This is a genomic window from Microbacterium sp. (assembly GCF_040394595.1).
Classification (GTDB): domain Bacteria; phylum Actinomycetota; class Actinomycetes; order Actinomycetales; family Microbacteriaceae; genus Microbacterium.
On record NZ_JBEBSA010000002.1, the window covers coordinates 205361 to 229926 of the forward strand.

The 24566-nt window shown below is 71.8% G+C and carries 28 protein-coding genes; 12 read left to right on the plus strand and 16 right to left on the minus strand.

Going from position 1 to position 24566, the window contains the following annotated elements:
- Positions 1-16 precede the first annotated feature (16 nt).
- Entirely contained in the window at positions 17-1729 is a 1713-nt protein-coding gene (locus tag ABWO84_RS03715; protein ID WP_502915375.1) for an AMP-binding protein, read from the minus strand.
- 157 nt (positions 1730-1886) lie between these two features.
- Between ABWO84_RS03715 and ABWO84_RS03720 the strand changes: the two genes are divergently transcribed.
- Complete coding sequence (locus tag ABWO84_RS03720; protein ID WP_353112662.1) at positions 1887-2507, plus strand: ClpP family protease; 621 nt, start codon at positions 1887-1889, stop codon at positions 2505-2507.
- The gene (locus ABWO84_RS03725) at positions 2504-3091 is read left to right on the plus strand and encodes a ClpP family protease (protein WP_353112664.1); all 588 of its coding nucleotides are present in this window, start codon (positions 2504-2506) and stop codon (positions 3089-3091) included. The genes ABWO84_RS03720 and ABWO84_RS03725 overlap by 4 nt, the downstream gene beginning before the upstream one ends.
- A gap of 57 nt (positions 3092-3148) precedes the next feature.
- Here the strand turns inward: ABWO84_RS03725 and ABWO84_RS03730 are convergent, their stop codons facing one another.
- A complete protein-coding gene (locus ABWO84_RS03730) occupies positions 3149-3469 on the minus strand; it encodes a helix-turn-helix domain-containing protein (RefSeq protein ID WP_353112666.1) in 321 nt (106 codons plus the stop codon).
- A gap of 356 nt (positions 3470-3825) precedes the next feature.
- On the opposite strand from ABWO84_RS03730, the gene ABWO84_RS03735 reads away from it, so the two are divergent.
- Entirely contained in the window at positions 3826-4431 is a 606-nt protein-coding gene (locus ABWO84_RS03735) for an acyl-CoA synthetase (RefSeq protein WP_353112668.1), read from the plus strand.
- Positions 4428-4814 (plus strand): hypothetical protein, encoded by a 387-nt coding sequence (locus ABWO84_RS03740; RefSeq protein ID WP_353112670.1) that lies wholly within the window; start codon positions 4428-4430, stop codon positions 4812-4814. The genes ABWO84_RS03735 and ABWO84_RS03740 overlap by 4 nt, the downstream gene beginning before the upstream one ends.
- Positions 4815-4827: 13 nt before the next feature.
- Here the strand turns inward: ABWO84_RS03740 and ABWO84_RS03745 are convergent, their stop codons facing one another.
- Positions 4828-5916, minus strand: a complete 1089-nt coding sequence (locus ABWO84_RS03745) for a PQQ-dependent sugar dehydrogenase (protein WP_353112672.1) — start codon at positions 5914-5916, stop codon at positions 4828-4830.
- 100 nt (positions 5917-6016) lie between these two features.
- Here ABWO84_RS03745 and ABWO84_RS03750 point away from each other — a divergent pair, with 100 nt between their 5' ends.
- A complete protein-coding gene (locus ABWO84_RS03750) occupies positions 6017-7453 on the plus strand; it encodes an MFS transporter (RefSeq protein WP_353112674.1) in 1437 nt (478 codons plus the stop codon).
- Positions 7454-7473: 20 nt separating this feature from the next.
- Here the strand turns inward: ABWO84_RS03750 and ABWO84_RS03755 are convergent, their stop codons facing one another.
- The 3 genes from ABWO84_RS03755 to ABWO84_RS03765 all read right to left on the minus strand — a co-directional run bounded on the left by ABWO84_RS03755 (position 7474) and on the right by ABWO84_RS03765 (position 9884).
- A complete protein-coding gene (locus ABWO84_RS03755; protein ID WP_353112676.1) occupies positions 7474-7875 on the minus strand; it encodes a DivIVA domain-containing protein in 402 nt (133 codons plus the stop codon).
- Between the two features lie 80 nt (positions 7876-7955).
- A complete protein-coding gene (gene purB, locus ABWO84_RS03760; RefSeq protein ID WP_353113201.1) occupies positions 7956-9344 on the minus strand; it encodes an adenylosuccinate lyase in 1389 nt (462 codons plus the stop codon).
- Between the two features lie 24 nt (positions 9345-9368).
- Positions 9369-9884, minus strand: coding sequence for a low molecular weight protein-tyrosine-phosphatase (locus ABWO84_RS03765; RefSeq protein WP_353112678.1), 516 nt, complete (start codon positions 9882-9884; stop codon positions 9369-9371).
- A gap of 123 nt (positions 9885-10007) precedes the next feature.
- On the opposite strand from ABWO84_RS03765, the gene ABWO84_RS03770 reads away from it, so the two are divergent.
- Complete coding sequence (locus ABWO84_RS03770; RefSeq protein ID WP_353112680.1) at positions 10008-10268, plus strand: hypothetical protein; 261 nt, start codon at positions 10008-10010, stop codon at positions 10266-10268.
- On the plus strand, positions 10265-11620 hold the full coding sequence (locus ABWO84_RS03775; RefSeq protein WP_353112682.1) for a lipase family protein: 1356 nt from the start codon (positions 10265-10267) through the stop codon (positions 11618-11620). The genes ABWO84_RS03770 and ABWO84_RS03775 overlap by 4 nt, the downstream gene beginning before the upstream one ends.
- A gap of 61 nt (positions 11621-11681) precedes the next feature.
- Here ABWO84_RS03775 and ABWO84_RS03780 read toward each other — a convergent pair whose 3' ends face one another.
- From ABWO84_RS03780 to ABWO84_RS03800, 5 genes are all read right to left on the minus strand, one after another.
- A complete protein-coding gene (locus ABWO84_RS03780; RefSeq protein ID WP_353112684.1) occupies positions 11682-12086 on the minus strand; it encodes a phage holin family protein in 405 nt (134 codons plus the stop codon).
- 94 nt (positions 12087-12180) lie between these two features.
- Positions 12181-12657 carry a MogA/MoaB family molybdenum cofactor biosynthesis protein gene (locus ABWO84_RS03785; RefSeq protein ID WP_353112686.1) on the minus strand — a complete coding sequence of 159 codons (477 nt, stop codon included), beginning with the start codon at positions 12655-12657 and terminating at the stop codon, positions 12181-12183.
- Positions 12657-13124 carry a cyclic pyranopterin monophosphate synthase MoaC gene (gene moaC / locus ABWO84_RS03790; RefSeq protein WP_353112688.1) on the minus strand — a complete coding sequence of 156 codons (468 nt, stop codon included), beginning with the start codon at positions 13122-13124 and terminating at the stop codon, positions 12657-12659. Before moaC ends, ABWO84_RS03785 begins: the two co-directional genes overlap by 1 nt.
- Positions 13117-14400, minus strand: coding sequence for a molybdopterin molybdotransferase MoeA (locus tag ABWO84_RS03795; protein WP_353112690.1), 1284 nt, complete (start codon positions 14398-14400; stop codon positions 13117-13119). Before ABWO84_RS03795 ends, moaC begins: the two co-directional genes overlap by 8 nt.
- A 30-nt stretch (positions 14401-14430) precedes the next feature.
- Positions 14431-14679: a MoaD/ThiS family protein gene (locus tag ABWO84_RS03800; protein WP_353112692.1), complete on the minus strand. Its 249-nt coding sequence runs from the start codon at positions 14677-14679 to the stop codon at positions 14431-14433.
- Positions 14680-14781: 102 nt separating this feature from the next.
- Between ABWO84_RS03800 and ABWO84_RS03805 the strand changes: the two genes are divergently transcribed.
- Together ABWO84_RS03805 and ABWO84_RS03810 are read left to right on the plus strand one after the other, a co-directional pair.
- On the plus strand, positions 14782-15936 hold the full coding sequence (locus tag ABWO84_RS03805) for a ThiF family adenylyltransferase (protein WP_353112694.1): 1155 nt from the start codon (positions 14782-14784) through the stop codon (positions 15934-15936).
- Complete coding sequence (locus ABWO84_RS03810; protein ID WP_353112696.1) at positions 15933-16340, plus strand: molybdenum cofactor biosynthesis protein MoaE; 408 nt, start codon at positions 15933-15935, stop codon at positions 16338-16340. Before ABWO84_RS03805 ends, ABWO84_RS03810 begins: the two co-directional genes overlap by 4 nt.
- A 233-nt stretch (positions 16341-16573) precedes the next feature.
- Here the strand turns inward: ABWO84_RS03810 and moaA are convergent, their stop codons facing one another.
- The 5 genes from moaA to ABWO84_RS03835 all read right to left on the minus strand — a co-directional run bounded on the left by moaA (position 16574) and on the right by ABWO84_RS03835 (position 20887).
- A complete protein-coding gene (gene moaA / locus ABWO84_RS03815) occupies positions 16574-17683 on the minus strand; it encodes a GTP 3',8-cyclase MoaA (protein WP_502915377.1) in 1110 nt (369 codons plus the stop codon).
- 69 nt (positions 17684-17752) lie between these two features.
- On the minus strand, positions 17753-18868 hold the full coding sequence (locus tag ABWO84_RS03820) for a sulfate/molybdate ABC transporter ATP-binding protein (protein WP_353112697.1): 1116 nt from the start codon (positions 18866-18868) through the stop codon (positions 17753-17755).
- Positions 18865-19671, minus strand: coding sequence for an ABC transporter permease (locus ABWO84_RS03825; RefSeq protein ID WP_353112698.1), 807 nt, complete (start codon positions 19669-19671; stop codon positions 18865-18867). The genes ABWO84_RS03820 and ABWO84_RS03825 overlap by 4 nt, the downstream gene beginning before the upstream one ends.
- Positions 19668-20483 carry a molybdate ABC transporter substrate-binding protein gene (modA, locus tag ABWO84_RS03830; RefSeq protein WP_353112699.1) on the minus strand — a complete coding sequence of 272 codons (816 nt, stop codon included), beginning with the start codon at positions 20481-20483 and terminating at the stop codon, positions 19668-19670. The genes ABWO84_RS03825 and modA overlap by 4 nt, the downstream gene beginning before the upstream one ends.
- On the minus strand, positions 20480-20887 hold the full coding sequence (locus tag ABWO84_RS03835; protein WP_353112700.1) for a TOBE domain-containing protein: 408 nt from the start codon (positions 20885-20887) through the stop codon (positions 20480-20482). Before ABWO84_RS03835 ends, modA begins: the two co-directional genes overlap by 4 nt.
- Positions 20888-21121: 234 nt before the next feature.
- Here ABWO84_RS03835 and ABWO84_RS03840 point away from each other — a divergent pair, with 234 nt between their 5' ends.
- The 3 genes from ABWO84_RS03840 to ABWO84_RS03850 all read left to right on the plus strand — a co-directional run bounded on the left by ABWO84_RS03840 (position 21122) and on the right by ABWO84_RS03850 (position 24512).
- The gene (locus ABWO84_RS03840; protein ID WP_353113205.1) at positions 21122-21637 is read left to right on the plus strand and encodes a nucleoside deaminase; all 516 of its coding nucleotides are present in this window, start codon (positions 21122-21124) and stop codon (positions 21635-21637) included.
- A gap of 41 nt (positions 21638-21678) precedes the next feature.
- On the plus strand, positions 21679-23145 hold the full coding sequence (locus tag ABWO84_RS03845; RefSeq protein WP_353112701.1) for an NCS2 family permease: 1467 nt from the start codon (positions 21679-21681) through the stop codon (positions 23143-23145).
- 203 nt (positions 23146-23348) lie between these two features.
- On the plus strand, positions 23349-24512 hold the full coding sequence (locus tag ABWO84_RS03850) for an MFS transporter (protein ID WP_353112702.1): 1164 nt from the start codon (positions 23349-23351) through the stop codon (positions 24510-24512).
- Positions 24513-24566 lie beyond the last annotated feature (54 nt).

Genomic DNA, 24566 nt, shown 5'->3' on the forward strand with positions numbered 1-24566 from the left:
CGGCCCCGGTCGCCGCTCAGCGGTGGTCGCGGTCGAGGTACTGGCCCTCCGCCGTGCCCGCGGCGACCCTCTCGGCCTCACGGGCGCGCAGTTCGACGCGGCGGATCTTGCCCGAGATGGTCTTCGGGAGCTCCGGCACGAACTCGATGATGCGCACCCAGAGGTGCGACGAGAGGCGCTCGCGGGCATAGCCGAAGATCGCCGTCGCCGCGGCCGAGGGGTCGGCCTGCGCGGCCGCGGTCAGGCAGACGTAGGCCTTCGGCACGGCCAGCCGGGTCGGATCCGGGCTCGGCACGACGGCCGCCTCGATCACGTCGTCGTGCTCGAGCAGCACGGACTCCAGCTCGAACGGGGAGATCTTGTAGTCGGAGGCCTTGAACACGTCGTCCGCACGGCCGATGTAGGTGAGGTAGCCCTCGTCGTCGCGCACCGCGATGTCTCCGGTGTGGTGATAGCCGCCCTCGCGCGACTCTGCGGTCTTCTCCGGGTCCTCGAAGTATCCGGTCATGAGCCCGAGCGGCGCCTGGGCGAGGTCGAGGCAGATCTCGCCCTCCCGCTCCGCCAGGAGTCCCGTCGCGGGGTCGACGAGCACCACCGGATAGCCGGGGAGCGGCCGGCCCATCGAGCCGTCCTTCACCGGCTGCCCCGGGGAGTTGCCGATGCAGCAGGTCATCTCGGTCTGGCCGAACCCGTCGCGGATCGTGCCGCCCCAGGCGTCGCGCACGCGTCCGATCACCTCGGGGTTCAGGGGCTCGCCCGCGCCGACGAGCTCGCGCGGAGGGTGCGTGAGACGGGTGAGGTCCGCCTGGATCAGCATGCGCCACACCGTGGGCGGTGCGCAGAAGGTCGAGACCCGGTGGACGTCCATCACCGACATCAGCGTGTTCGCGTCGAAACGGTCGTAGTTGTAGACGAACACGGTCGCCTCGGCGAGGAAGGGGGAGTAGAAGTTCGACCAGGCGTGCTTCGCCCATCCCGGCGAGGAGATGTTGAGGTGCACGTCGTCGGGACGCACGCCCAGCCACCACATCGTGGACAGGTGCCCGATCGGGTAGGACTTGTGCGTGTGCCGCACCAGCTTGGGGCGGCTGGTGGTTCCGGAGGTGAAGTACAGCAGGCAGGTGTCGGAGGCGGGGGTCGGCCCGTCCGGAGTGAACTCCCGGTCGGCGTCCTGGGCGGCGGTGAAGGCGTGCCATCCGGCCGGGGCATCCGCCCCCACGCCGATCCGCAGCACGTCGTCCGGGATCCCGGCGAGACGGTCGGCCAGCTCGGGTGCGGTGACGACCGCCCTGGCACGGCCGTGCGCGGCGCGGTAGGCGAGGTCGTCGGCGCTCAGCAGCGTGGAGGTGGGGATCGACACCGCGCCGATCTTGGTGATCGCCAGCATCACCTCCCACAGCTCGATCTGGTTCCCGAGCATGACGATCAGGTGGTCGCCGCGGCGGATGCCGATCGAGCGCAGCCAGTTCGCCACCTGGTCGGAGCGGGCCGAGAGGTCGCCGTAGGTCCAGCTGCGCATGCTGAGGTCGGCGGAGACGATCTGCACGGCCGGCCGGTCGGGCGTCTCCGCGGCCACCACGTCGAACCACTCCAGGGCGAAGTTGAACTCCTCCGGGTCGGGCCAGCGGAAACCCGCGCGGGCGCCTTCGTAGTCGGTCGCGTGGGCGAACAGGAAGTCGCGCATCTCGCGGATCGCAGTGGTCGCAGCGGTGGCGGGGCGTGTGCTCATCGTCGAACTCCTTCGTGCTGATTCCATCATGTCCCCGTCGGGGCGTACGGGTACCCCCGGATGGGGGTGGCGTCCGCACGGAGCCCTGCTGCTCTGGGCGGATCCGCCGGGGGCGGATTCCGGAGCGCGGGGAGCCGGGCCCGCGCAGGCTGGGACCATGACCGAAGAGAAAGCCGTACCCCAGTTCGGGCCGGATGCCCGGCGGGCCCTCTATCACGAGCGCGTCCTCGTGCTCGACGGGGTGCTCGACGACGACAACGGCACCCTGCTCATGACCCAGCTGCTCGCGCTCGCCGCCGAGGACCCCGCCGCGGACATCTCGCTGTGGATCCATTCGCCCGGAGGGTCCGTGCCTTCGATGCTCGCGATCCGCGACGTGATGCGGATGATCCCCAACGACGTCGCGACCCTCGCCCTCGGCCTCGCGTGCAGCGCCGGGCAGTTCCTGCTGTCCGCCGGGACGAAGGGCAAGCGGCGGGCTCTGCCGCACGCCCGGATCCTGCTGCACCAGGGGTCGGCCGGCATCGGCGGCTCCGCGGTGGAGATCGAGGTGCAGGCCGACGACCTGCGCCACATGCGCGACACCGTGCTCGGGATCATCTCCGACGACACCGGCCAGCCGCGGGAGAAGGTCTTCGAGGACTCGCTGCACGACCATTGGTACACGGTCGACGAGGCTCTCGACTACGGGTTCATCGACGGCGTCGCAGCCTCTCTCGTCGACGTCTACCCGCGCAAGCGCGCCCGTATCGGCCTCGGGACGGAGGAGGTGGCATGAGCGGCTACACGATCCCGAACGTCGTGGCGCAGCATCCGCGCGGCGACCGGATCATGGACGTGTACTCCCATCTGCTCGCGGAGCGGATCGTCTATCTCGGCACGGAGGTGGACGCGGGCGTCGCGAACACGATCATCGCGCAGCTGCTCCACCTCGACGCGGACGCGCCGGACAGCGACGTGCAGTTCTCGATCAACTGCGCCGGAGGCGATCCGAGTGCGGCGCTGGCGATCTACGACACCATGCAGCACATCCGCCCGCGGGTGACGACCACCGTGGTCGGCCAGGCGATCGGCGTCGGCGCCCTCCTCGCCGCGGCCGGGGCGCCCGGAACGCGGTCGGCGCTGCCGCACGCGCGGATCGTGCTGCACCAGCCCGCGGCGCAGACCCGCGGAGCCGTGCCCGATCTCATCCTCGCGGCCGACGAGGTGGTGCGGGTGCGGGGGCAGATGGAGGACGTGCTCGCCCGGCACACCGGTCGCACGGTGGAGCAGCTGCGCGCCGACACCGATCGCGACCGCGTGCTCACCGCGACCGGCGCCGTGGAGTACGGCGTGATCGACCAGGTGCTCGGCCCGCGCTGAGTCCGGATCGCGGACCGTGGCGATGGCGGCGCCCGGTCCGCGGGGCGTCCGCGGGGCTCAGGCCGCGAGGGCGAAGGCGCCGGGCTGGCGTGCCGGCTCGGCGGCGGCCGGGGAGAGGGCGCCGGCCACCGCGCTGGTCAGCTCGAGCAGCGTGAGGTCGAGCGCACCGGCGACGGCGGCGATCATCTCGCTCGAGGGCTCCTTGAGGCCGCGCTCCATCTCCGACAGGTACTGCGGGGAGACGCCCGCGGCATCCGCCGTCTCGGTGAGGGTGCCGCCGAGCTCATGGCGACGTCGGCGCAGCTCCGCGCCGACCAGGTGGCGCCAGAGCGGCTCGGGCTCGCGGGGAGTGCGGGGGAACGGAACGATGTCGGCCATGCTTCACGGTACGTCGCGGTCCTCGGCCGACGACAGGCTTTCCGCTGTGAGCAGAAGGGCGCTCGGGGCGGAGATCCGCCGGTCCTCATTCACAGCCGATCTGGAGGGGGCGCAGACGGCGTTCCGATACAGTGAGCACGCGTTCGCGATGAAGGGTTCTTCTGGGGAGAAGCCGTTCGCGTCCGCACCGGCCTACGCCGACCCCGCAGCGGCCCCCGCAACCTGCGAGTCCGTGGCCCGGTGTTCTCACTGGGGAGTGATCACCGGGCCATGGACACTCCTGCGCGGCGCGTAGACTGGGACGGATCCCCGGAGGACTCATGCCCGCCCCTTCCCGTTCGTTCAGCGTGCGCCACGTGCAGTTGGTCCGTGCCGCTCTGATGGCCGTCGTGGCGCTGATGATCACCTTCTCGCCCGATCACTCCGCGGCCATCGGGCTCGCCGCCTTCGCCGGCTTCGCGATCTCCTCGGCTCTCGTGCTGATCCTCGCGGCCTGGCTGGTCTACCCCGCCGGGCGCCGGTGGCCGTCCTTCGTCCTCGGCCTGATCTCGCTCGCCGCGGGCATGGCCGCAGGGGTCCCCGCCTGGCGCACCGCGGGGCTGTTCTTCGTCGTGCTCATCGCCTGGGCCGTGGGCACCGGCATCACCGAGCTCGTCGCCGGCCTGCGTCACCGCGGCGAGGACGGCGCGAAGGACCAGGTGATCACCGGGTCGCTGAGCCTCCTGCTCGCGCTCGTGCTGCTCATCGTCCCGCAGACCTTGAACCAGACGTACACGATCGACGGCGCGGGCACCTTCTCGCTGACCGGCATCATCGTGGCCGTCGGCATCTTCGGCGGCTACGCCGCCATCGTCGCCGTGCAGCTGGCCATCGCGGGGCTCAGCCCGCGGCCGAAGGAGCAGCCGGCGGACGCCTCGGACGCCCCGAGCGTCGCCGAGGCCGATCGTGGAGGAGTGTCATGACCGACGACAAACCGACCCGCCGTGAGATCCTGCGGCCGCTGCACCTGGTCGGCCTCGCCCTGGCGGCGGGGATCTTCGCCGGGCTCGTCGTGCTCGTCTCCACCGGCGCCTTCACCGACCGCGTGAACACCGCGATCGCGAACGGCACCTATCGCGGTCTGCCGCCGATCACCCTTGCGCTGATCGTCGCCGGCTCGGCCTTCATCATCACCCTCATCGGGCTCTCGATGCTGATGCTCGCCGTCAACCCGGCCGACGTCGTCAAGACGATCGACAAGCCGGTGCTCTACGACGAGCAGACTCCCGACGCCCCCGCGTCGGGCCCGCTGCGCAACGCCGACGGCTCAGAGGTCGAGGGCGGCTCCGGCGGTCCGGCCAAGTGATCGCGCGCCGGGGTCACCCCTCCGGCAGCGTCACCTGAAGAAGACGGTCGTCCCCCTTCTCCGGGCTTCCCCGTCCGTCGGTGTTGTTCGTGAGCACCCAGATCGATCCCCGTGGTCCGGCGACGACGTCGCGCAGCCGGCCGAACTCTCCGGTGAACGTCGCCCAGGCGCTCGACGGATCGGACCCGTCCACGATCCAGAGGCGCTCGCCCCGCAGCCCGGCGACGAGCACGGTTCCGCCGTCGTACACCGCGATGCCGCTCGGGCTCGCCTCCGAAGGCTTCCACGCCCGCACGGGGTCGACGAACCCGTCGGCGCCGGCGACGCCCTCGTGCAGCGGCCAGCCGTAGTTGCCTCCCGGTACGATGCGGTTCAGCTCGTCCCACGTGTCCTGTCCGAACTCGCTCGCCCACAGGGTGCCGTCGGCCGACCAGGCGAGACCCTGCACGTTGCGGTGCCCGAGGCTGTAGACCGCCGTGCCGCCAGGATTGCCCGGCGCGGGTGAGCCGTCGGGGGAGAGGCGAAGGATCTTGCCGCTCAGCGAGGCGGGGTCCTGGGAGGCCTCGCGCTGCCCGGCGTCGCCGGTCGCGACGTAGAGCATGCCGTCCGGTCCGAAGGCGATCCGCCCGCCGTTGTGGTTCGCCGACACGGGGATGCCGCGGAGCACGACCTCCTCGCGCGCGAGGTCGAGGGAGAGAGAGCCGGGCTCACCGGTGAGGGGCATCCGCACGACGCGGTTGTCGTCGGCCGTCGCATGATAGGCGTACAGCCAGCGGACGCCGCCCTCCTCGTGCACGGCGAGTCCGTTCAGGCCTGCTTCGCCTCCGGCGGAGACGTCGGGCAGCGCGCCGGCGACGCGCAGTTCGCGATCGGGGGTGAGCTCGAGCACGTTCCCCTCGTCGCGCTGGGAGATGAGCGCGCCTCCCCCCTCGACCGGCACCACCGACCAGGGGACCTTCAGCCCGGAGGCGAGCGTCTCCGGGGGTGCGTTCTCCGTCGAGGTCGCTGGGGGATCCGGGGCGGCGGAGCATCCGGACAGCGCGAGCGCGAACGCGACGGCGACGGCTGCCGTCTGCAGCGCCCTGATACCGGTGTCCCGCATGCGTCCTCCCTCGTCCAGCATCCCCTGCGTTCCGCGTCGACGCCAGCCCCGATCGCCGGATCGGCGGAATAGTGGGGCGCCGGATCGTATTGTGGGTGGAGTGACATCCTCCGCCACTCGCGCCTCCGTCGGACTGCGCTCCGAACGCGGTCCGATCCTCGGGGCGCTGATGCTCTCGACGGGCCTCATCGCGATCGACGCGACCATCCTCGCGACGGCGGTGCCGAGCATCGTGCGCGACCTCGGCAGCTATCAGCAGTTCCCGTGGCTCTTCTCCGTGTACCTGCTCGCCCAGGCCGTGAGCGTGCCGATCTACTCCCGTTTCGCCGACACCGTGGGCCGCAAGCCGATCATCATGCTCGGGATCGGGCTGTTCCTGCTCGGATCGGTGCTCTGCGGCTTCGCGTGGAGCATGACCGCGCTCATCGTGTTCCGTGTGGTGCAGGGGCTGGGCGCCGGCGCCGTCGCGCCGATGTCGATGACGATCGTCGGCGACATCTACACGGTCGCCGAGCGGGCGAAGGTGCAGGGCTACATCGCGAGCGTCTGGGCGGTGTCCTCGGTCGTCGGCCCCGCGCTCGGCGGCCTCTTCGCGCAGCTCGACGCCTGGCGCTGGATCTTCTTCGTGAACATCCCGCTCTGCGGGCTGGCCGGTTGGATGCTGCTGCGGAAGTACCACGAGCAGACCGAGAAGCATCGGCATCGGATCGACTACGCGGGGGCCGTGCTGCTGACGGCCGGCTTGACGGGCCTGATCCTCGGCATGCTCGAGGGCGGCAACGCCTGGGAGTGGATCTCGGCACCCAGCGCGGTGTGCTTCGGCGTCGGAGTCGTCTCGCTCGTGGTCTTCGCCTTCGTGGAGCGCCGCGCCGCGGAGCCGATCGTCGACCTGCGCCTCGTCTCCCGGCGGCTGATCCTCACGACGACGCTCGTCTCGCTGGGCGTCGGCGCGGTCATGATCGGCATCACGAGCTTCGCGCCGGCCTACCTCGAGGGGTCGATCGGCCTCGCGCCGCTGCTGTCGGGCCTCGCGGTCGCCGCGCTCACGCTCGGGTGGCCGATCGCCGCGGCGAACGTGGGACGGCTCTACCTGCGGATCGGATTCCGGCGCACTGCCCTGATCGGCCTCTCGATCGCCACGGTCGCCGCCATCGCGCTGGCGGCGGTGTCGCCCTGGCCCACGCCCGCGACGATCGCGGCGATCTCCTTCGTGCTCGGCTTCGGACTGGGGTGGAGCGCCGCGCCGACCCTCATCGCGGCGCAGTCGTCCGTCGGCTGGGGAGAGCGCGGGGCCGTCACGGGCATGAACGCGTTCGCGCGCTCCGCGGGCAGCGCCGTCGGCGTCGCCGTCTTCGGAGCGATCTCCAACGCGGTCATCACCCGCGGAGCCGGACCCGACGACCCGGCGACGATCATCTCGGCCTCGACCTGGGTCTTCATCGGAGTCGCGATCACCGCGGTGCTCACCCTCGTCGCGGCGGCGCTGATGCCGAAGGACGGCGCCATGGACGACGAAGGGGCGCCATCCGCGGGATGATCGCGCGAGCGATCCGGAGATCAGCCGCCGAGTCGGAACACGAGGTACACGACGCCCACCGCCACCGCGACCACGCCGACGCCGCCGACGACCCGTGCGAAGACGCGGTTGCCCACGGTGTCTCCGGGCGGCTGCGCCACGAGGGGCTCGGCCGCCCGGGGCTCCTTCGCGCGGAGCTGCAGCGCGACGCGGTCGAGGAGGTCGTCGACGGCATCCGCGTCGTAACCGGTCGCAGCGCCTCCGGCGGTGGGGAGCTCCGTCCGGATGATCTCGTCGCTGCGCAGCGTCGCCGGGCGGCCCTGCTCCCACGACTGCAGAGCCGCGATGCAGCGGTCGAGGAGGTCGTCGACCTCGTCGGTCCGGTAGCGGCTCCCCGTGCGGCGCTGGGGGAGACGGGCCGCGATGAGCTCGACGCTGTCCACGGCATCGAGCGTAGTCCGGCCGGAGCGCGAAGAGGACGCCCCGGACCGATCCGGAGCGGCCTCTTCGCGCGACCGCGGGGTCAGGGGCGCTTCGCGAGCCGTTCCGCGAGGCCGGTGTATCCCGCCGGGGTGAGGGCGAGCAGGCGCTGCTTCGCGGCGTCGCCGATCTCGAGGCCCTCGACGAACGCGGCGAGCTCGGGCGCCCCGACGCGGTGCCCCCGGGTGAGCTCCTTGAGCAGGGCGTACGGGTCGGCGATGGTCGAGCGCCCGGCGACGACCTCGGCGCGGATCACGGTCTGGATCGCCTCCGCCAGCACCTCCCAGTTGGCGTCGAGGTCGGCGAGCAGCACATCGCGCGAGAGCGACACCTCGCCGAGGCCCCGGCGCAGGTTGTCGAGCGCGAGCAGCGAGTGCCCGAGGGCCACGCCGATGTTGCGCTGCGTGGTGGAGTCGGTGAGGTCGCGCTGCATCCGGCTGGTGACGAGCGTCTGCGACAGCGAGCCGAGCAGCGCCGCCGAGAGCTCGAGGTTCGCCTCGGCGTTCTCGAACCGGATCGGGTTGATCTTGTGCGGCATCGTCGACGATCCCGTCGCGCCGGCGACGGGGATCTGGGCGAAGTAGCCCATCGAGATGTAGGTCCACATGTCGGTGGCGAGGTTGTGCAGGATGCCGCCGGCGTGGCGGATCCGGTCGTACAGCTCGACCTGCCAGTCGTGCGACTCGATCTGGGTCGTCAGCACGTTGAATCCGATGCCCATGCCCTCGATGTACTCGCGGGCGATCGTCGGCCAGTCCGCATCGGGATCGGCGGACAGGTGCGCCGACCACGTACCGGTCGCACCGGAGAACTTGGCGAGGTACTCGGATGCCGCGATCTGGGCGTGCACGCGCTCGAGGCGCCAGGCGAACACCGCGAGCTCCTTGCCCATGGTCGAGGGCGTCGCCGGCTGGCCGTGGGTGTGCGAGAGCATCGGGGCGTCGGCGTGGGCCCCGGCCAGCTCGCGCAGCGTGGCGATGACGGTGTCGAGAGCCGGGAGCCAGACGCCCTCGACCGCGCGCTTGACGGTGAGCGCGTACGAGGCCGAGTTCACGTCCTCGCTCGTGCAGGCGAAGTGCGTCAGCTCGGCGATCGCGTCGAGGCCCAGGGCGGAGAGGCGGTCGCGCACGAGGTACTCGACGGCCTTCACGTCGTGACGCGTGACGGCCTCCTTCTCGGCGAGCCAGTCGATCTCGGCCTGCCCGAAGTCGCGGTAGAGGGCGCGCAGCCGCTCCTTGTCAGACTCGGCCAGCGGTGCGGTCCCGAAGAGGCCGCGGTCGGTGAGCGCGATGATCCACTCGACCTCGACCTCCACGCGGGCGCGGTTGAGGCCGGCCTCGGAGAGGAAGTCGGCGAGGCCCGACGTCGCCGCGCGGTAGCGGCCGTCGAGCGGACTGAGCGGCTGGATGGGAAGGGCGGGCTGGGCAGTCAGGGGAGTTCCTCCTGATCGGGCCCCTCAGACGCGGGGCGACGTGCGGGGGAGTCGGAGCGCCGGCTCGAGCTGCCGGAACAGCCCGCGGGTCGCGCTCTCAATCATATCGAGCACCGAATCGAACATCTCGGGGCCCGCGTAGTACGGGTCGGGCACGTCCATGCTCGACGCGTGCGCGTCGAATCCGCGCAGCAGGGTGACCTTGCCCTCGTCGTCCTCGGAGCGCGCCCACTCGCGCAGGATCCTCTCGTGCGTGCGGTCGAGGGCGACGACGAGGTCGTTGTCGGCGAAGGACGCCTGCGAGAACTGCTTCGCGCGATGTGCCGAGCCGTCGTAGCCGCGCCGGGCGAGCGCGTCGACGGTGCGCTGATCGGCATGCTCGCCGAGATGCCAGTCGCCGGTGCCGGCGCTGCGCGACAGCAGGCGGGAGCCGAGGCCGTGCTCCTCGGCGAGGGCGCGGAGCACGACCTCCGCCATCGGGGAGCGGCAGATGTTGCCGGTGCACACGAAGACGACGCGATACGGGTTCGAGTCGGTCATTGATCCATTGTGCATCGCGGAGATGTCATCGACTCTCCGCGCACATGCTCTGTTCATCCCGAGTTCTCCCCGTCGGGGTGGTCCCGGTATGTGCGGCGGCGGCTCGCCGCGCACTCTGGAGCCATGTATTCCGTCGTGGCGGCCGAAGCGTGGGCCGTGGAAGACCTCTGGGCTCAGGCTGTCGCCTCCCGGGCGCTCCGGGAGGCGCTCGACCTGCTGACGCGTGCCGGCGCCGAGTCGCATGCGCTCGCCGTGGCGAGCGACTGGAAGGCGAAAGGGGTGCGGATGCTGCATCGCCGGCTCGACGAGACGGTGGATCAGGTGCTGGCGCAGAGCGGCGCCGTGCAGCGGACCGCCTGGTCGCTGGAGGAGGCGTGCCGATGAGCGGCGACCTCGAGATCACGTCGGGCGGGGCGATCGCGGTCGACACCGGCGCGATGCGCGAGGTCGCCTCGCGCATCGCCGGCGTCGGGAGGACGCTCACGGAGGCGGCGGACGCGATCCGGCGCGCCTGCGAGGCGCTGTCGACCTCGGCGGCGCTGAGCGCGCGGGTCGATCCCGGGGAGCCGGCGGCGGCGATCGCGGCGCTCGGCGACCTGGCAGCGCGCTGCGACGCCGATGCGCACGGGGTGCGCCTGATGGCCGACGCCTTCGAGCTGGTCGACCTCGCCGCCCGTCAGCGCATGGAGGAACCCGGCGGCGCCGACCCCGGACTGCAGGCGCGCATCGATGCGCTCGCGGCATCCGATCCGACCGTGGGGAGGATGGCCGCCCATCTGATGGCGCAGTGGGAGGAGCAGAGGTTCGACGCCGATCCGCTCGCGCTCCGGAGGGCGGCGGCCGAGTGGTCCCCGGTGCTCGGGCCCGGTGTGGCGGTTGCCGGGGCGTATCTGCTGCCCCTCCTCGCGACGGTCGCGGCGGGGGCCGCCTTCGGCGCGGAGCGCTGGGCGATCGGCGAGGTCGATCACCGCGGACGGGGAGTGCTCGCCCCAGGCTCGAGGCTCGAGGGCCCGGCGCCGGCGGTGTCGGTGCAGCGCATCGGCGGCACCGCCGCCGGAGCCCCGCGAGACCTGGCCGCGGCGGTGCGGCGCCTGCCGTACGGATCCTCGGCCCAGGTGCGGGTGGACCGGTTCGCGATGCCGGGCGGGGAACAGCGCTTCATGGTGTTCATCGACGGCACGCGGCAGCGCGCCGGCGGCACGTCCGAGCCGTGGGACGGGAACTCGAACCTGCGGATGTACGACCAGCGCCGCACGTCCGCGTCGTACGAGGCGGTGCGGAAGGCCCTCGCCGCATCCGGCGCCGAACCGGGCGACGCGGTCGACGTGGTCGCCTACTCCCAGGGCGGGTTGATCGGGTCGTTCCTCGCCGCCGAGGGGGAGTACCGGGTGGAGTCGCTGCTCACGGTCGGGAGCCCGGTGGAGCCGCAACTCGACGACGGCACCCAGCTCGCACAGCTGCGGCATCGTGACGATCCGGTCGGCAACGGCCTGTCGGGCAACGGCTCGCCGGGTCTCAGCGGCTCTTCCGACAGCTTCACGGTGCGGCGCGACACCGGTGCGGCCGACCTGTTCGGCGCTCACGGTCTGGACGAGTATCTCGAGACCGCCACGCTCGCCGACGCCTCCGGCGACCCCCGGGTGGAGGCCCTGCGTGCCCACTGGCGGGAGCTCGACCGCGCCGTCGAGGTCGAGTCCTCCCTCTATCGGGCTGAGCAGCCGGAGGGGGGATCCTGATGTACAGAGGGGATAGGCAATCCTCGAGAAGGAGGCGCTCGACGCGCCGGAGGCCGATGCGTCAGCGCGAGGCGGGCTGCTTGCGCTGCGGGCGCAGGAGCGCGCCGAAGACGCCGTTGATGATCGAGATCACGATCGCGGCGACGACACCCCACCAGAAGTTCTCCACGGCGAGGCCCCAGCCGAAGAAGTGCGTGATCCAGGCGGTGAGCCACAGCAGGAAGCCGTTGATCAGCAGGCCGATGAGACCGAACGTGAGGATGTACAACGGGAAGGCGAGCGTCTTGACGACGGTGCCGACGATCGTGTTGACCAGCGCGAAGATCGCACCGATCGCCAGGAGGGTCAGCACGAGCTGCAGTTCGCCGCCGGGCGGGAACGCCGTCACCGACACCGTCAGAGCCGGGATCAGCGTGACGACCCAGATCGCGAACGCGTTCACGACGACGCGGATGATGAATCGCATGTCTACGAGTGTCGCATCAGTCCGGGCTCCGCGCAGCAGTGACCCGGCGACGCGGCGGATCGGCGCGCGCCCTCCGGCCGTCATCCTCCGGCCGTCATCCTCCGTGGTCGCCGCCCGCGAGCTGATCGAGCAGATGGTCGAGCACGTCGCCGAGCACCGCAAGCCCGTCGCGGACGCCGCCCGTCGACCCCGGAAGGTTCATCACGACGGTGCGCCCGGACACCCCGGCGAGTCCGCGGCTGAGCAGCGCGGTCGGCGTGTTCGCCGCGCCGCGCCGGCGCAGCTCCTCGGGGAGGCCGGGGAGCTCTGCATCGAGCAGGTCGCGCGTCGCCTCGGGCGTGCGGTCGTCGGGGGACACTCCGGTCCCGCCCGTGGTGAGCAGCAGATCCGGGGCCGTGGCGAGCGCGGCGCGCAGCGCGGCGGCGACGTCGGCGTCGGCGACGATCACCGGGTCGTCCGCGGTGAATCCCCGTTCCCGCAGCCAGGCGCGGATCATCGGGCCGGTGCGGTCCTCATAGACCCCCGCCGCCGCCCGCGTGGAGACGACGACAACCGTTGCGGACCGGGGCATCAGCGCGTCCAGTCGCCGCTCTTGCCGCCGGACTTCGCCAGCACCGCGATGTCGGTGATCACGGCCCGGTTGTCGATGGCCTTGATCATGTCATAGAGGGTGAGGGCGGCGACGCTCGCGGCCGTGAGGGCTTCCATCTCCACGCCGGTCACGCCGTTCGTCACCGCTGTCGCCGTGATCCGCACCCGGTCGCCCGCGGGCTCCAGGTCGACGGCGAGCTTCGTCAGGGGCAGCGGATGGCACAGCGGGATGAGCGCCGAGGTCTGCTTGGCCGCCATGATCCCCGCGAGCCGTGCGGTGCCGAGGGCCTCGCCCTTCGGGAGCGAGCCGTCGGCGATCTTCGCGACGACCTCCTCTGTCGTCACCAGCACGGCCTGTGCGCGGGCCTCGCGGCGCGTAACCGCCTTGTCGGTGACGTCCACCATGTGCGCGGAGCCGTCGGCCCGCAGGTGCGTCAGGTCAGTCATCGATCCTCCAGATCTCCACGTCGGTGCCGACCGCGAGGGCGTCGACGCCGATCGGCACGTGCACGAGCACGTCCGCCAGGGCGTAGGCGTGCAGCAGGTGGGATCCCGGTGCGCCCACCTCGACGGTACCGTCGGGACGCAGCGTGCCGCGACGCACCTGATGCTTGGCGGCGGGCGAGGTGATGTCGTGCGCGAGGGCGGCGTGCTCGGCGCGGCGATGCGGGGAACGCCCCGCGATGCGGCGCAGTACGGGGCGGAGGAACATCTCGAAGGACAGCAGCGCCGACACGGGATTGCCCGGGAAGGCCAGGACGGGGATCACCCGCTCGCCGGCGCGGATCGTGCCGAGTCCCTGCGGGCCGCCGGGCTGCATCGCCACGGATCCGAAGGAGACGCCTTCGGGCTCGAGGGCATCGCGGACCACCTCGAACGCGCCGGCGCTCACGCCCCCGGTGGTGACGACCAGATCGCACTCCGACTGCGCCGCGATCGCCGCTCGCAGGGCATCCGCGTCGTCGGGGGCGAACGCGGTGACGACGGTCGCCCCCGCCTCGACGAGCGCCGCCGAGAGCGATGTGGTGTTGGCGTCGTGGATCTGTCCCGAGCCGAGCGTCTCGCCGGGCCGCCGGAGCTCGTGCCCGGTCGAGACCAGCAGCACGCGAGGGACCGGGCGCACGGCGACCGAGACGATGCCGGCGGCGGCCAGCGACCCGAGCTGCACCGGCCCGAGCCGCGTCCCCGCCCGCAGGACCACGGCGCCCGGCTGCAGGTCGGCGCCTTCGGGACGGACGAAGGATCCGGGATCGACGGCGGCGGAGAATCCGGCCGACCGGGCGCCGGGCACATCGTGCACGTCGCCGCCCAGCTCGAAGAAGTGCGGAGGGTCGACGACCTCGATCTGCACGACGGCGTCGGCGCCGCGGGGGATCGGCGCCCCGGTCATCACGGGGCTGGCCGTGCCGGGCGCATGACTTCCGACGGGGTCGCCGGCCGCGCTCGTGGCTCCCACCCGCAGCCGCACGGGAGCATCCGCGGATGCCCCGGCGAGATCGGCCGCCGCGACCGCGTAGCCGTCCATCTGGGAGTTCGCGAACGGCGGTACGGCGCCGGGGCTGAGGACGTCGTCGGAGAGCACGCGCCCCCGCGCATCGCCGAGCGTCAGCACCTCGGCCCGGACGGGCTCGGCGAGACGGGCGACGAGCGGGGCGAGCAGATCCGCCACCGCGGAGGCGTGCTCCGCGGGGCTCGGTGTCCCGATGGGGGCGTGCGGGGTCATCGTTCCTCCCTGGGGTCCGTGCATGATCCGTCAGCCGCCGGCGAAGGGCGGCAGGATGTCGACCGTGCTGCCGATCGGACTCCCGTCCTCACGGCGCACGGTGCCGTCGACGAGGAAGGAGCCCGCGCGCAGGACCTTCGCCATCGGCTCCCCGTATCGGGCGAGCAGTTCGCGACGCAGCGCGCCGACGGTCGCCCCGGCGGCGAGATCGAGCTGCTCCTGCTCGCGACCGGCGGCGTCGGCAGCAGCGGCGAAGTACCGCACCGTGACGATGGCCATGGGGACAATGGTAGGCGGTGAGAGAGGCTCGCGGCGGAAGATCACATCCGTATGACGGAAAAGCACTGCCGCGATGCGGAGAGCGCGGGCTAGGCTGGCGCCATGCTCCCTCTCGTCGATCCTGGGCCGGCGCTGCCGCCCGAGCGCATCGCGCGCTACAGCCGGCAGCTCATGCTGCCCGGTTTCGGCGAGCTCGCACAGCGGCGGCTGGCCGCGGCGCGGGTTCTGGTGATCGGCGCGGGCGGACTCGGCAGTGCCGTGGTGCCCGCTCTGGCGGCGGCAGGGGTCGGCACGATCGGCGTCGCCGATGACGACCGCGTCGAGCTCTCGAACCTGCATCGGCAGCTGAGCCACGGGGTCGCCGACCTCGGACGCCCCAAGGTCGACTCCCTGGCGGACGCGGTGCGGGCGATCGATCCCGACTGCGATCTCCGTCGTCACGGGGAGAGGATCACCGCCGCGACGCTCCCCGGCATCCTCGGCGACTACGACCTCGTGATCGACGGCAGCGACAACTTCCCGACCAGGTACCTCGTGAACGATGCCGCGGATCTTGCCGGAAAACCCCTGGTCTGGGGGTCGATCCTGCGCTTCCACGGCCAGGTCGGCATCGCGTGGCGCGGGCACGGCCCGACGTACCGCGATCTCTTCCCCGCGCCGCCGCCATCCGACCAGGCGCTGTCCTGCGAGCTCGGCGGGGTGCTTCCGAGCCTGTGCACGGCGGTCGGCTCCTTCCTGGTGACCGAGGCGATCAAGCTGGTCACCGGCATCGGCGAGCCCCTGCTGGGGCGGGTGCTGTTCTACGACGCGCTGACCGCCCGCACCCGCGAGGTGCCGTATCAGCAGATCACCGATCCGGTGGCCGGACTCGTCGACGACGAACTGTTCTGCGGCGCCGACGGCCCGGACGACCCGGTCGGTGCCGAGCTCTCAGCGGCCGAGCTGCTGCGGATGCTGCGGGGCGGCGATCCGGTGCGGCTCGTCGACGTGCGGGAGCCGCACGAGAGCGCAGCGCGGCGGATCTCCGGGAGCGAGGAGCTTCCACTCGCGAGGATCGAAGCGGGGGACGTCCCCGTGGACGGGAGCCTCGTGGTCGTCTACTGCGAGCGGGACCCCCGGTCGCGGAAGGCGGTGCACCTGCTGCGGGGGCGCGGGCTCGACGCCCGTTTCCTCGCCGGGGGCATCCGCGCCTTCGTCGACGTCGGCGGCGAGGTGGTCGGCGCGGGCGTCGGCGCAGAGGCGGAGGCATCGGTATGACCGTGGCGCTGATCAGCGAGGAGCCGATCGACGAGCGGATCGTGCGCGAGGCCGTGGGCTCGGATGCGCACGGTGCGATCGTGACCTTCTGCGGGGTCGTGCGCGACCACGACGGCGGGCGGGCGGTCCAGGCGCTCGACTATCGCGCGCATCCCGATGCGCAGCGGTTCCTCGAGGAGATCGTGGCCCGGGTCGGGGCGGAGACCGGGATGCCGGTGGCCGCGGTGCACCGCGTGGGCGACCTGCGGATCGGCGACGTGGCACTCGTCGCGGCGGCGTCCGCCGGGCACCGGGCCGAGGCTTTCGCCGCGTGTGAGCGACTGGTCGAGGAGATCAAGAGCGGCGTGCCGATCTGGAAACGCCAGCACTACGACGACGGCGTCTCGGAGTGGGTCGGGCTCTGAGCCTCGCGCGTCGCAGTCGTCGTCCGCCGCCGATGACGCGAACCGTCCCTGCGGGGGAGGTCTCGCACCGGGCTGAACGCGTTCGAACCGACCGCGTCCAGGCTGTCAGCGCCCGGAGGCGGATGCGCCCGACGCGTCTATTCGTCGCAAAGTCCCGTTATTCAGTCCGAATAACGGGACTTTGCGACGAATAGACGCGTGCTCTGCGTGCTCTGCGTGCGGGCAGCGCGGGGTCAGCCGCCGAGGTAGCTCATCTCCGCGCGGGGGAGTGTGGCGCGCAGTTCGGGGGTGAGTCCGGAACGGATCTCGGAGTAGCGGTCGTCGCGGGCCCCCCAGATCGCCCCGAACGCGTCGGCGAGCTCGTCGTCGGAGGCCCCGCCGCGCAGCAGCGCCCGCAGGTCGTGCGACTCCGTGGCGAAGAGGCAGGTGAACAGCTTGCCCTCGGTGGAGACCCGAGCGCGGTTGCAGGTGCCGCAGAAGGCGTTGGTGACCGACGAGATGAGTCCGATCTCGCCCTCGCCGTCGAGATATCGCCAGCGCTGCGCGGTCTCGCCGGGTGCGGACGCGCCCACCGGCTCGAGCGGGAACAGCGCCCCGATGCGTGAGACGATCTCCGCGGAGGGGACGACCTCGTCGAGGGACCATCCGTTCGACGTCCCCACGTCCATGTACTCGATGAACCGGAGGGTGGCGGGCGTGCCCTTGAAGCGGGCCGCCATCTGCTCCACCTCGCCGTCGTTGAGACCGCGCTTGACGACCATGTTGAGCTTCACGGGGCCGAGGCCGGCGTCGTGTGCGGCATCGATGCCGTCGAGCACCCGGGACACCGGGAAGCGCACGTCGTTCATCGCCTGGAACAGCGCGTCGTCGAGGGAGTCGATCGACACGGTGACCCGATCGAGTCCGGCGGCCTTGAGCGCCGCTGCCTTCACCGCGAGCGCGGAGCCGTTGGTGGTCAGCGCCAGCTCCACCTTCCCGCCCTCGGGAGTGCGGATCGCGGCGAGGCGGGCGACGAGCTCCTCGATGCCGCGACGGAGCAGAGGCTCCCCGCCCGTGAGCCGCAGCTTGCGCACGCCGTGACGCACCGCGGCGCGGGCGATCCGCTCGATCTCGTCGAAGGACAGCAGTTCATCACGGTCGAGGAATGCATAGTCCCTGCCGAATACCGCTCGCGGCATGCAATACACGCAGCGGAAGTTGCAGCGGTCGGTGACGGAGATCCGCAGGTCGCGCAGCGGGCGGGCGAGACGGTCGACGGTGAGCCCCGTCGAGGGCAGCATCCTCGCGCCCGTGGACCGGGCATCCGGTGCGCCGAGGCCGCTTGCGGCCGGTGTGATCGTCATCGCTCACCCCTTCGAGTCGTCAACGGTAGCACCGTGGAACGTCCGGCGGGTCCGCTCGCCGATCCGGGATCACCCGTCGCGGCGGACCGACACGTCGTCGGCGGCGACCGAGAACGACAGCCGTACACCCACCCCGATGCGTGCGGCCACCGCCGCGGACGGCGGGAGGTCCACGGCGATCGAGGGATGCTCCGCCGCAGTGATCCGGATGCCGCCGGGAACCGGCTCGACGGTGCTCACCGTCCCCTGCCAGGCGTTCGGCCCGGCGGCGGTCGCGGTCCCCTGCGGCGCCTCCTCGCCCGCAGCCGCCGCCCGGGCGGACGCTTCCTCGGCGATCTCCTTCCGCACGCGCACGGCAGCCGGCGCGAACACCACGGTGCCGGGCTCCCCGGGCGCCGGCGCGTCGCCGTGCCCGCGCCACCGCAGCCCGTCCGTCGAGGCGGCCGCGCCGTCCGCGGCCCCGGTGACCGGCAGCAGGTTGACGCCCGCGACCGCAGCGACGAAAGGAGAGCGCGGATGCCCGAGCACCTCGGCGGTCTCGCCCTGCTGCACGATCCGGCCCTCGTGGACCACCGCGGTACGATCCGCGAGCACGACGGCGTCGACGGGGTCGTGCGTCACGAGCACCATCGGCACATCGGAGCGATCGCGCAGCTCGGCCACCAGGCGGCGCGCCTGCATCGCGGTCTGCGCGTCGAGGGCGCTGAACGGCTCGTCCAGCAACAGCGCTTGGGGGCGTGCCGCCAGCGCCCGCGCGATCGCCACCCGCTGCTGCTGACCGCCGGAGAGCTCGGCCGGTCGCCGGTCCGCGAGGTCGGTGAGACCCACCTCGCCGAGGAGCTCGCGCGCGGCGTCCCGGGCGGCCGCACGGGCGGTGCCCTGTGCGCGCATCCCGAACGCCACGTTCTCGACCGCGCTGAGATGGGGGAACAGCATCGCCCGTTGGCCGAGCAGTCCCACGCGGCGCTCCTCGATCGGCACGGGCCGCGCGCCGTTGAGCTCTCGTCCGGCGAGGCGGATGCGTCCGGACACGTCCGCGTAGTGCCCGGCGATCGCGCCGAGCAGCGTCGACTTGCCGGAGCCGTTCGGGCCGAGCACCGCGAGCACCTCACCGGGGCGGGCGGTGAGTGCGACCTCGAGCGCGAACGCCCCCACGCGCACCCGGATGTCGACGTCGAGCGTCATCGGATCGCGTCCGCCCGCCAGCCGCGCATGAGCACGAGCACCGCCACGGCGACGAGGATCAGCAGCAGCGACAGGGCGATCGCGGTGTCCTCACGCACGCCCGCGCCGTTGAACGCCGTGTAGATCGCGAGCGGCATCGTGCGCGTGACTCCCGGCGCGTTGCCGGCGAACAGGGCGGTCGCGCCGAACTCGCCGAGCGCCCTCGCGAAGCAGAGCACGACGCCCGCGACGAGTCCCGGAGCCACGAGGGGGAGGGTCACCCGTCGGAACACCGTGAACGGGCGCGCCCCGAGCCCGGCGGCGACCAGTTCGTGCCCGGTGCCGTTGGTGCGCAGCGCCCCCTCGACCGAGATCACCAGGAAGGGCAGCGCCACGAAGGTCTGCGCGATGACCACGGCCACGGTGGTGAACGGGATGCGGACGCCCGCCAGCGCGAGGGCCCCGCCCAGCAGCCCGTTCCGGCCGAGCAGCGAGAGCAGGGCGATGCCGCCGACCAGCGGAGGAAGCACGAGGGGCAGCGTCGCGAGCGTCCGCAGCACGGCGGCGAGCCAGCCGGGACTGCGAGCGATGAAGAGCGCCAGCGGGATGCCCAGCGCCGCGCACAGCAGCGTGGAGATCGCCGCGGTCACCAGCGAGAGCTGGAGGGCCTGCAGCGCCTCGGGCGAGCTGATCGCGGGCAGCACGCCCGCCCAGTCCAGCCGGGCGAGCAGGGCGGCGAAGGGCAGCAGGAGCAGCAGCGCGCCGAGTCCCGCCGGGACCGCCAGCCAGGCCGGCGGACGTGGCGAGACGCGCGCGCCGCTCACGGTGCGCCGAATCCGAACGAGTCGAGCACCGTGCGCCCTTCGGGCGAGAGCACGAAGGCGACGAAGGCCTCGGCGACCGCCTTGTTCGGGGCGTCCTTCAGAGCGACCACCGGGTAGCGGTTGACGGCCTTCGAGGTGTTCGCGATGTCGACGCCGGTCACCGCGTCGCCCGCAGCGGTGACGTCGGTGCGGTAGACGAGTCCGGCATCCGCCTCGCCGTTCTTGACCTTCGAGAGCACCGCCGTGACATTCTGCTCCTCGCTCGCCGGCTTCAGGACCACGCCGGCATCCTTCAGCAGCGTCTGCGAGGCGTTGCCGCACGGCACCTCCGGGGCGCAGAGCACCACCGTGAGGCCGGCGGCGGAGAGTGATTCGAGCCCCGTGATCTTCTTCGGGTTGCCGGGGGCGACGGCGATCTGCAGCGTGTTCGTCGCGAAGACCGTCGGATCCGCGGCATTCCCGGCCTCGGTGACCTTGGCCATGTTGCGCTCGTCCGCCGAGGCGAACACGTCGACGGACGCGCCCTCGTTGATCTGGGTCGCGAGCACAGACGATCCGTCGTACGAGACCGGCTTCACGTCGACCGACGGATGCTGCTTCTCGAACTCCTCGGAGAGCTTGTCGAACGCACCGGACAGCGAAGCCGCAGCGAAGACCGTGAGATCGCCGGTGAGCTCGGGGCCGGCGTCGGAGGGCGTCGAGGAGGCGCTCGGGTCGCGGTCGGGGCCGTTCGCGGCGGGGGAGGAGGCGCATCCGGCGAGCAGCACCAGCAGGGCGGCGCCGATCGCCGCGGCACGGAGGGGACGGATCATGGCTGGGGCTCCTTGTCGGTCTCGACGATCACCATCGTCGCTTTCACTACGGCGACACCCGTCGAGCCCACCTCGAGCTTCAGCTCCCGGGCGGCCTCGGACGACATCAGCGACACCACGCGGTGGGGCCCGCACTGCAGCTCCACCTGTGCCATCAGGCCCTCGATCTCGACCTTGGTGACGAGACCGACGAAGCGGTTCCGCGCGCTGCGCTGCACGTCGCCCACCTCGGCGGTCGATCCGCCGAGCGTCTTGGCGTGCGCGGCGAGCGCCGCACCGGGGACGATCTGCCGTCCGGCGTCGTCGTGGTCGAGGGGCAGGATGCCGTCGGCGACCCACCGGCGGATGGTGTCATCGCTGACACCCACCAGCCGGGCGGCTTCGCTGATCCGATAATGCGTCATCTCAGTGACGATAGTTCCGTATCTGCGGAGATACAAGAAGAAGTTTCATGATCCGGAAGTCGAATTCCGAAAATGCTGGATTTCGCGATGGTTCGCTGTTAGTGTCGGGGAGTCTTCCCCGCGACCCCACGAGGACGCGGGAGGGGAGGAAGAGAAACGCACAGCGGATCGATGAGGATCCCGCACCCGGTCAGACCTCGTCGACTCCGCATGGACAGCAAGGAAGCTCTCGACATGAACACCATCGCCTCCGCTGATGCCACGGCCTCTCAGCCCACGCCGGCCGAGTACCTCGCCCGCGCCGTCGCCCTCGCGACGGACAACGTCCGCAACGAAGGCGGACCCTTCGGCGCGATCGTCGTGTCGGCGGACGGACAGGTGTTCGAGGGCGTCAACCGCGTCACCGCCAACCTCGACCCGTCGGCGCACGCCGAGGTCACCGCCATCCGCAACGCCTGCCAGGGGCTGGGCACGTTCGATCTCACGGGCGCCGTGCTCTACACCAGCTGTGAGCCGTGCCCGATGTGTCTCGCCACGTCGCTGTGGGCGCGGATCGAGCGCGTGTACTTCGCCGCCGACCGCAACGACGCGCAGGACGCGGGCTTCGACGACGCGGTCTTCTACCGCTACTTCGAGGGCGATGCCTCCGACAGGGAGGTCATGCCGGTCGCGCAGGAACCGCTGCCCGCCGATGAGCGCGTCGCGCCCTTCACCGAGTGGAACCAGACCTCCACTCGCATCGACTACTGAGCGACGACGCTCAGTCCATCCGAGCAGGAGAGCACATCCCTATGTCTCAGACCGCCGAGCTCCGCGAAGAAGCGGATGCGCCGAAGCCCGAGCCCGCCCCCAAGAACGCGGTCGACCGCTTCTTCGAGATCACCAGACGCGGTTCCACCGTCGGACGCGAGATCCGCGGAGGAATCGTCACGTTCGTCACGATGGCGTACATCGTCATCCTCAACCCCCTCATCCTCGGCGGCACGGAGGACGTCGTCGGCCATGCGCTCCAGGGCGCGCAGATCGGCGCGGCCACCGGTCTCACCGCCGGTGTGATGACGATCCTGTTCGGCGTCTTCGCCCGGCTGCCGTTCGCGATCGCCGCCGGCCTCGGCATCAACTCCTTCCTCGCCGTGTCGGTCGTCGGATCGGTCACCTGGCAGGAGGCCATGGGGCTGGTGGTCATCAACGGCATCATCATCGTGCTGCTGGGAGCCACCGGCGCCCGCACCGCGATCTTCAAGGCGGTGCCGCAGGCGCTCAAGGCCGCGATCACGGTCGGCATCGGCCTGTTCATCGCCTTCATCGGGTTCGTCGACTCGGGCTTCGTCAACCGCACGCCGGCGGGCCCGCCCGTGCAGCTCGGCGACGGCGGGTCGATCGCCTCGGTCCCGACGCTGATCTTCATCATCGGGCTGGTCGTCATCGGCATCCTGGTCGCCCGGAGGGTGCCGGGGGGCATCCTCATCGGCATCGTCGCGACCACGATCGTCGCGATCATCGTGCAGTCGATCATGAAGCTGGGCCCGAGTGTGAAGGACCCGGGCGGTTGGCACATGACGATCCCGGAGCTGCCCTCCACGCTGGTGACGCTCCCCGACTTCGGGCTGGTCGGCCAGTTCGACCTGTTCGGCTCGTTCGGCCGGGTCGGTGCGCTGTCGGCGGTGATGCTGGTCTTCACCCTGGTGTTCTCCAACTTCTTCGACGCGATGGGCACCATGACCGGCCTCGCCAAGAACGCCGGCCTCGCGCACAAGGACGGCACGTTCCCGCGCCTCCGCTCGGCCTTCGTGATCGAGGGTCTCGGAGCGGTCGCCGGCGGTGCGACGTCCACGTCGTCGAACACCGTCTACGTCGACAGCGCCTCCGGCATCGGGGAGGGCGCCCGCACCGGGCTCGCCTCGCTGGTGGTCGGCGTGCTGTTCCTCCTGTCGATGTTCCTGACGCCGCTCACGCTCGTCGTCCCGATCGAGGTCGGATCCGCCGCCCTCGTCGTGGTCGGCGCGATGATGATGGGGCAGATCCGCGAGATCCGGTTCGACAAGTTCTCGGTCGCTCTGCCCGCCTTCCTCACCATCGTCACGATGCCCCTCACCTACTCGATCGCCAACGGCATCGGCGTCGGGTTCGTGTCGTGGGCCCTGATCAACGCCCTCTCCGGCCGCGCGCGCAAGGTGCACTGGCTGATGTGGGTGGTCGCCGTCGGATTCGCGCTGTACTTCGTGCGCGGCCCGATCGAGAGCCTGCTGGCCGGCTAGCAGGACTCAGCCGCACCGCGCCCCGGTCCGCGACGGATCGGGGCGCGGTGTGTCCCCGCCGCCCCCGTCTGCTTCTTCCCCGTCTGCCTCTTCCCCGTCTATTCGTCGCAAAGTGCCGGAATCCGGGGCGGGAAAACGCACTCTGTGACGAACAGGCGAGTGGTTGCGGCGGTGGGGTGGGGTGCGGAGAGGAGAATGTCGGGATGCCCGAGACCACGACGCGACCCGTCTGGCGTGAGCCGGGGATGCTCGCGCTGATCGCGATGATGGCCGCCGGGTTCGCGGGGTACGCCCTGCTGTTCCCGGTCGGTCCGCTCTGGGCCGCCCACGGCGGTGCGGACGCCATCGGCGTGGGCTGGGTGACCGGGGCGTTCATGTTCTGCACCGTTCTCGTGCAGCTGTTCGTGCCGGCCGCGCTACGCCGCTTCGGCTGGACCCCCGTGCTCGTCGCCGGACTCGTGCTGCTCGGCGTCCCCGCGCCGCTGAACATCCTGTCTGACGGGCTTCCCGCGGTGCTCGGGATCGCGGCGGTGCGCGGCGCCGGGTTCGCGGTGATCACGGTGGCCGGCAGCAGCGCCCTCGCCGAGCTGGTCGAGCCCGCACGGCGCGGCCGTGCCATCGGCGTCTTCGGTCTAGGGATCGCCCTGCCGCAGGTGGTGCTCGTGCCCCTCGCGCCCTGGATCGCCGAGCAGGTGGGATTCGCGGCCGTCTTCGCCGCGGCGGCCGTGCCCCTGCTGGGCATCCCGTCCACCGTCGGCCTGGGGCGCCGACTGGACACGCTGCCCGTCCACGCCGATGCGGGGCGGGCCGACCCGCATGGCGGGCTGCGGCGCATCCGCGGGCTCGTGCCCCCGGTGCTGCTGCTCCTGGGCGTGACGATCGCCGGCGGAGCGCTCATCACCTTCGTGCCGCAGGCGTCGTCGAACGCGGCGACCACGATCGTGGGGCTCCTCCTCCTCACGGGGCTCGCCGCCCTCACCCGGTGGCGCATCGGGCACCTCGCCGACCGGATCGGCGCCCGTCGACTGCTCTGGCCTTTCGTGCTGAGCACGGCGATCGGACTCGTGCTCGCGGCGGCCGGGGTGTCCGGCCCGGGGCGGGAATGGCTGCTGCTCGGCGGCATGGCGCTCGCGGGCATCGGATACGGCGCGCTGCAGAACCTCACGCTCGCGGTGTCGTTCGACGCGGTCGCCCGGCGCGATCAGGTGGTCGCGAGCGCGGTGTGGAACATCGGCTTCGACGCGGGGACGGGGATCGGCGCGGTGGTGGTCGGCGCGATCGCGACCGCGCTCGCGCTGCCTCCGGCGTTGCTCATCGCGGCTGCGCTCTCCCTCGTCACGCTGCCCTTCGCGTTCGCGCGCCGCTAGCGTGGGCCCCGGGTGCTCGGGTGCTCCGGCATTCGGTGTGGGAAAGCGTGCTCC

Bases quoted from the DNA above. Each gene is read 5' to 3' on its own strand.
- ABWO84_RS03850 (WP_353112702.1), top strand. From the start codon at position 23,349: ATGCCCGAGACCACGACGCGACCCGTCTGGCGTGAGCCGGGGATGCTC.
- modA (WP_353112699.1), bottom strand. From the start codon at position 20,483: ATGATCCGTCCCCTCCGTGCCGCGGCGATCGGCGCCGCCCTGCTGGTG.
- ABWO84_RS03835 (WP_353112700.1), bottom strand. From the start codon at position 20,887: ATGACGCATTATCGGATCAGCGAAGCCGCCCGGCTGGTGGGTGTCAGC.
- ABWO84_RS03795 (WP_353112690.1), bottom strand. From the start codon at position 14,400: ATGACCCCGCACGCCCCCATCGGGACACCGAGCCCCGCGGAGCACGCC.
- ABWO84_RS03810 (WP_353112696.1), top strand. From the start codon at position 15,933: ATGACCGTGGCGCTGATCAGCGAGGAGCCGATCGACGAGCGGATCGTG.
- moaC (WP_353112688.1), bottom strand. From the start codon at position 13,124: ATGACTGACCTGACGCACCTGCGGGCCGACGGCTCCGCGCACATGGTG.
- ABWO84_RS03725 (WP_353112664.1), top strand. From the start codon at position 2,504: ATGAGCGGCTACACGATCCCGAACGTCGTGGCGCAGCATCCGCGCGGC.
- ABWO84_RS03840 (WP_353113205.1), top strand. From the start codon at position 21,122: ATGAACACCATCGCCTCCGCTGATGCCACGGCCTCTCAGCCCACGCCG.
- ABWO84_RS03775 (WP_353112682.1), top strand. From the start codon at position 10,265: ATGAGCGGCGACCTCGAGATCACGTCGGGCGGGGCGATCGCGGTCGAC.
- ABWO84_RS03805 (WP_353112694.1), top strand. From the start codon at position 14,782: ATGCTCCCTCTCGTCGATCCTGGGCCGGCGCTGCCGCCCGAGCGCATC.
- ABWO84_RS03770 (WP_353112680.1), top strand. From the start codon at position 10,008: ATGTATTCCGTCGTGGCGGCCGAAGCGTGGGCCGTGGAAGACCTCTGG.
- ABWO84_RS03785 (WP_353112686.1), bottom strand. From the start codon at position 12,657: ATGCCCCGGTCCGCAACGGTTGTCGTCGTCTCCACGCGGGCGGCGGCG.
- ABWO84_RS03715 (WP_502915375.1), bottom strand. From the start codon at position 1,729: ATGAGCACACGCCCCGCCACCGCTGCGACCACTGCGATCCGCGAGATG.
- ABWO84_RS03745 (WP_353112672.1), bottom strand. From the start codon at position 5,916: ATGCGGGACACCGGTATCAGGGCGCTGCAGACGGCAGCCGTCGCCGTC.
- ABWO84_RS03800 (WP_353112692.1), bottom strand. From the start codon at position 14,679: ATGGCCATCGTCACGGTGCGGTACTTCGCCGCTGCTGCCGACGCCGCC.
- ABWO84_RS03765 (WP_353112678.1), bottom strand. From the start codon at position 9,884: ATGACCGACTCGAACCCGTATCGCGTCGTCTTCGTGTGCACCGGCAAC.
- ABWO84_RS03730 (WP_353112666.1), bottom strand. From the start codon at position 3,469: ATGGCCGACATCGTTCCGTTCCCCCGCACTCCCCGCGAGCCCGAGCCG.
- ABWO84_RS03845 (WP_353112701.1), top strand. From the start codon at position 21,679: ATGTCTCAGACCGCCGAGCTCCGCGAAGAAGCGGATGCGCCGAAGCCC.
- ABWO84_RS03720 (WP_353112662.1), top strand. From the start codon at position 1,887: ATGACCGAAGAGAAAGCCGTACCCCAGTTCGGGCCGGATGCCCGGCGG.
- ABWO84_RS03780 (WP_353112684.1), bottom strand. From the start codon at position 12,086: ATGCGATTCATCATCCGCGTCGTCGTGAACGCGTTCGCGATCTGGGTC.
- ABWO84_RS03740 (WP_353112670.1), top strand. From the start codon at position 4,428: ATGACCGACGACAAACCGACCCGCCGTGAGATCCTGCGGCCGCTGCAC.
- ABWO84_RS03820 (WP_353112697.1), bottom strand. From the start codon at position 18,868: ATGACGCTCGACGTCGACATCCGGGTGCGCGTGGGGGCGTTCGCGCTC.
- moaA (WP_502915377.1), bottom strand. From the start codon at position 17,683: ATGACGATCACACCGGCCGCAAGCGGCCTCGGCGCACCGGATGCCCGG.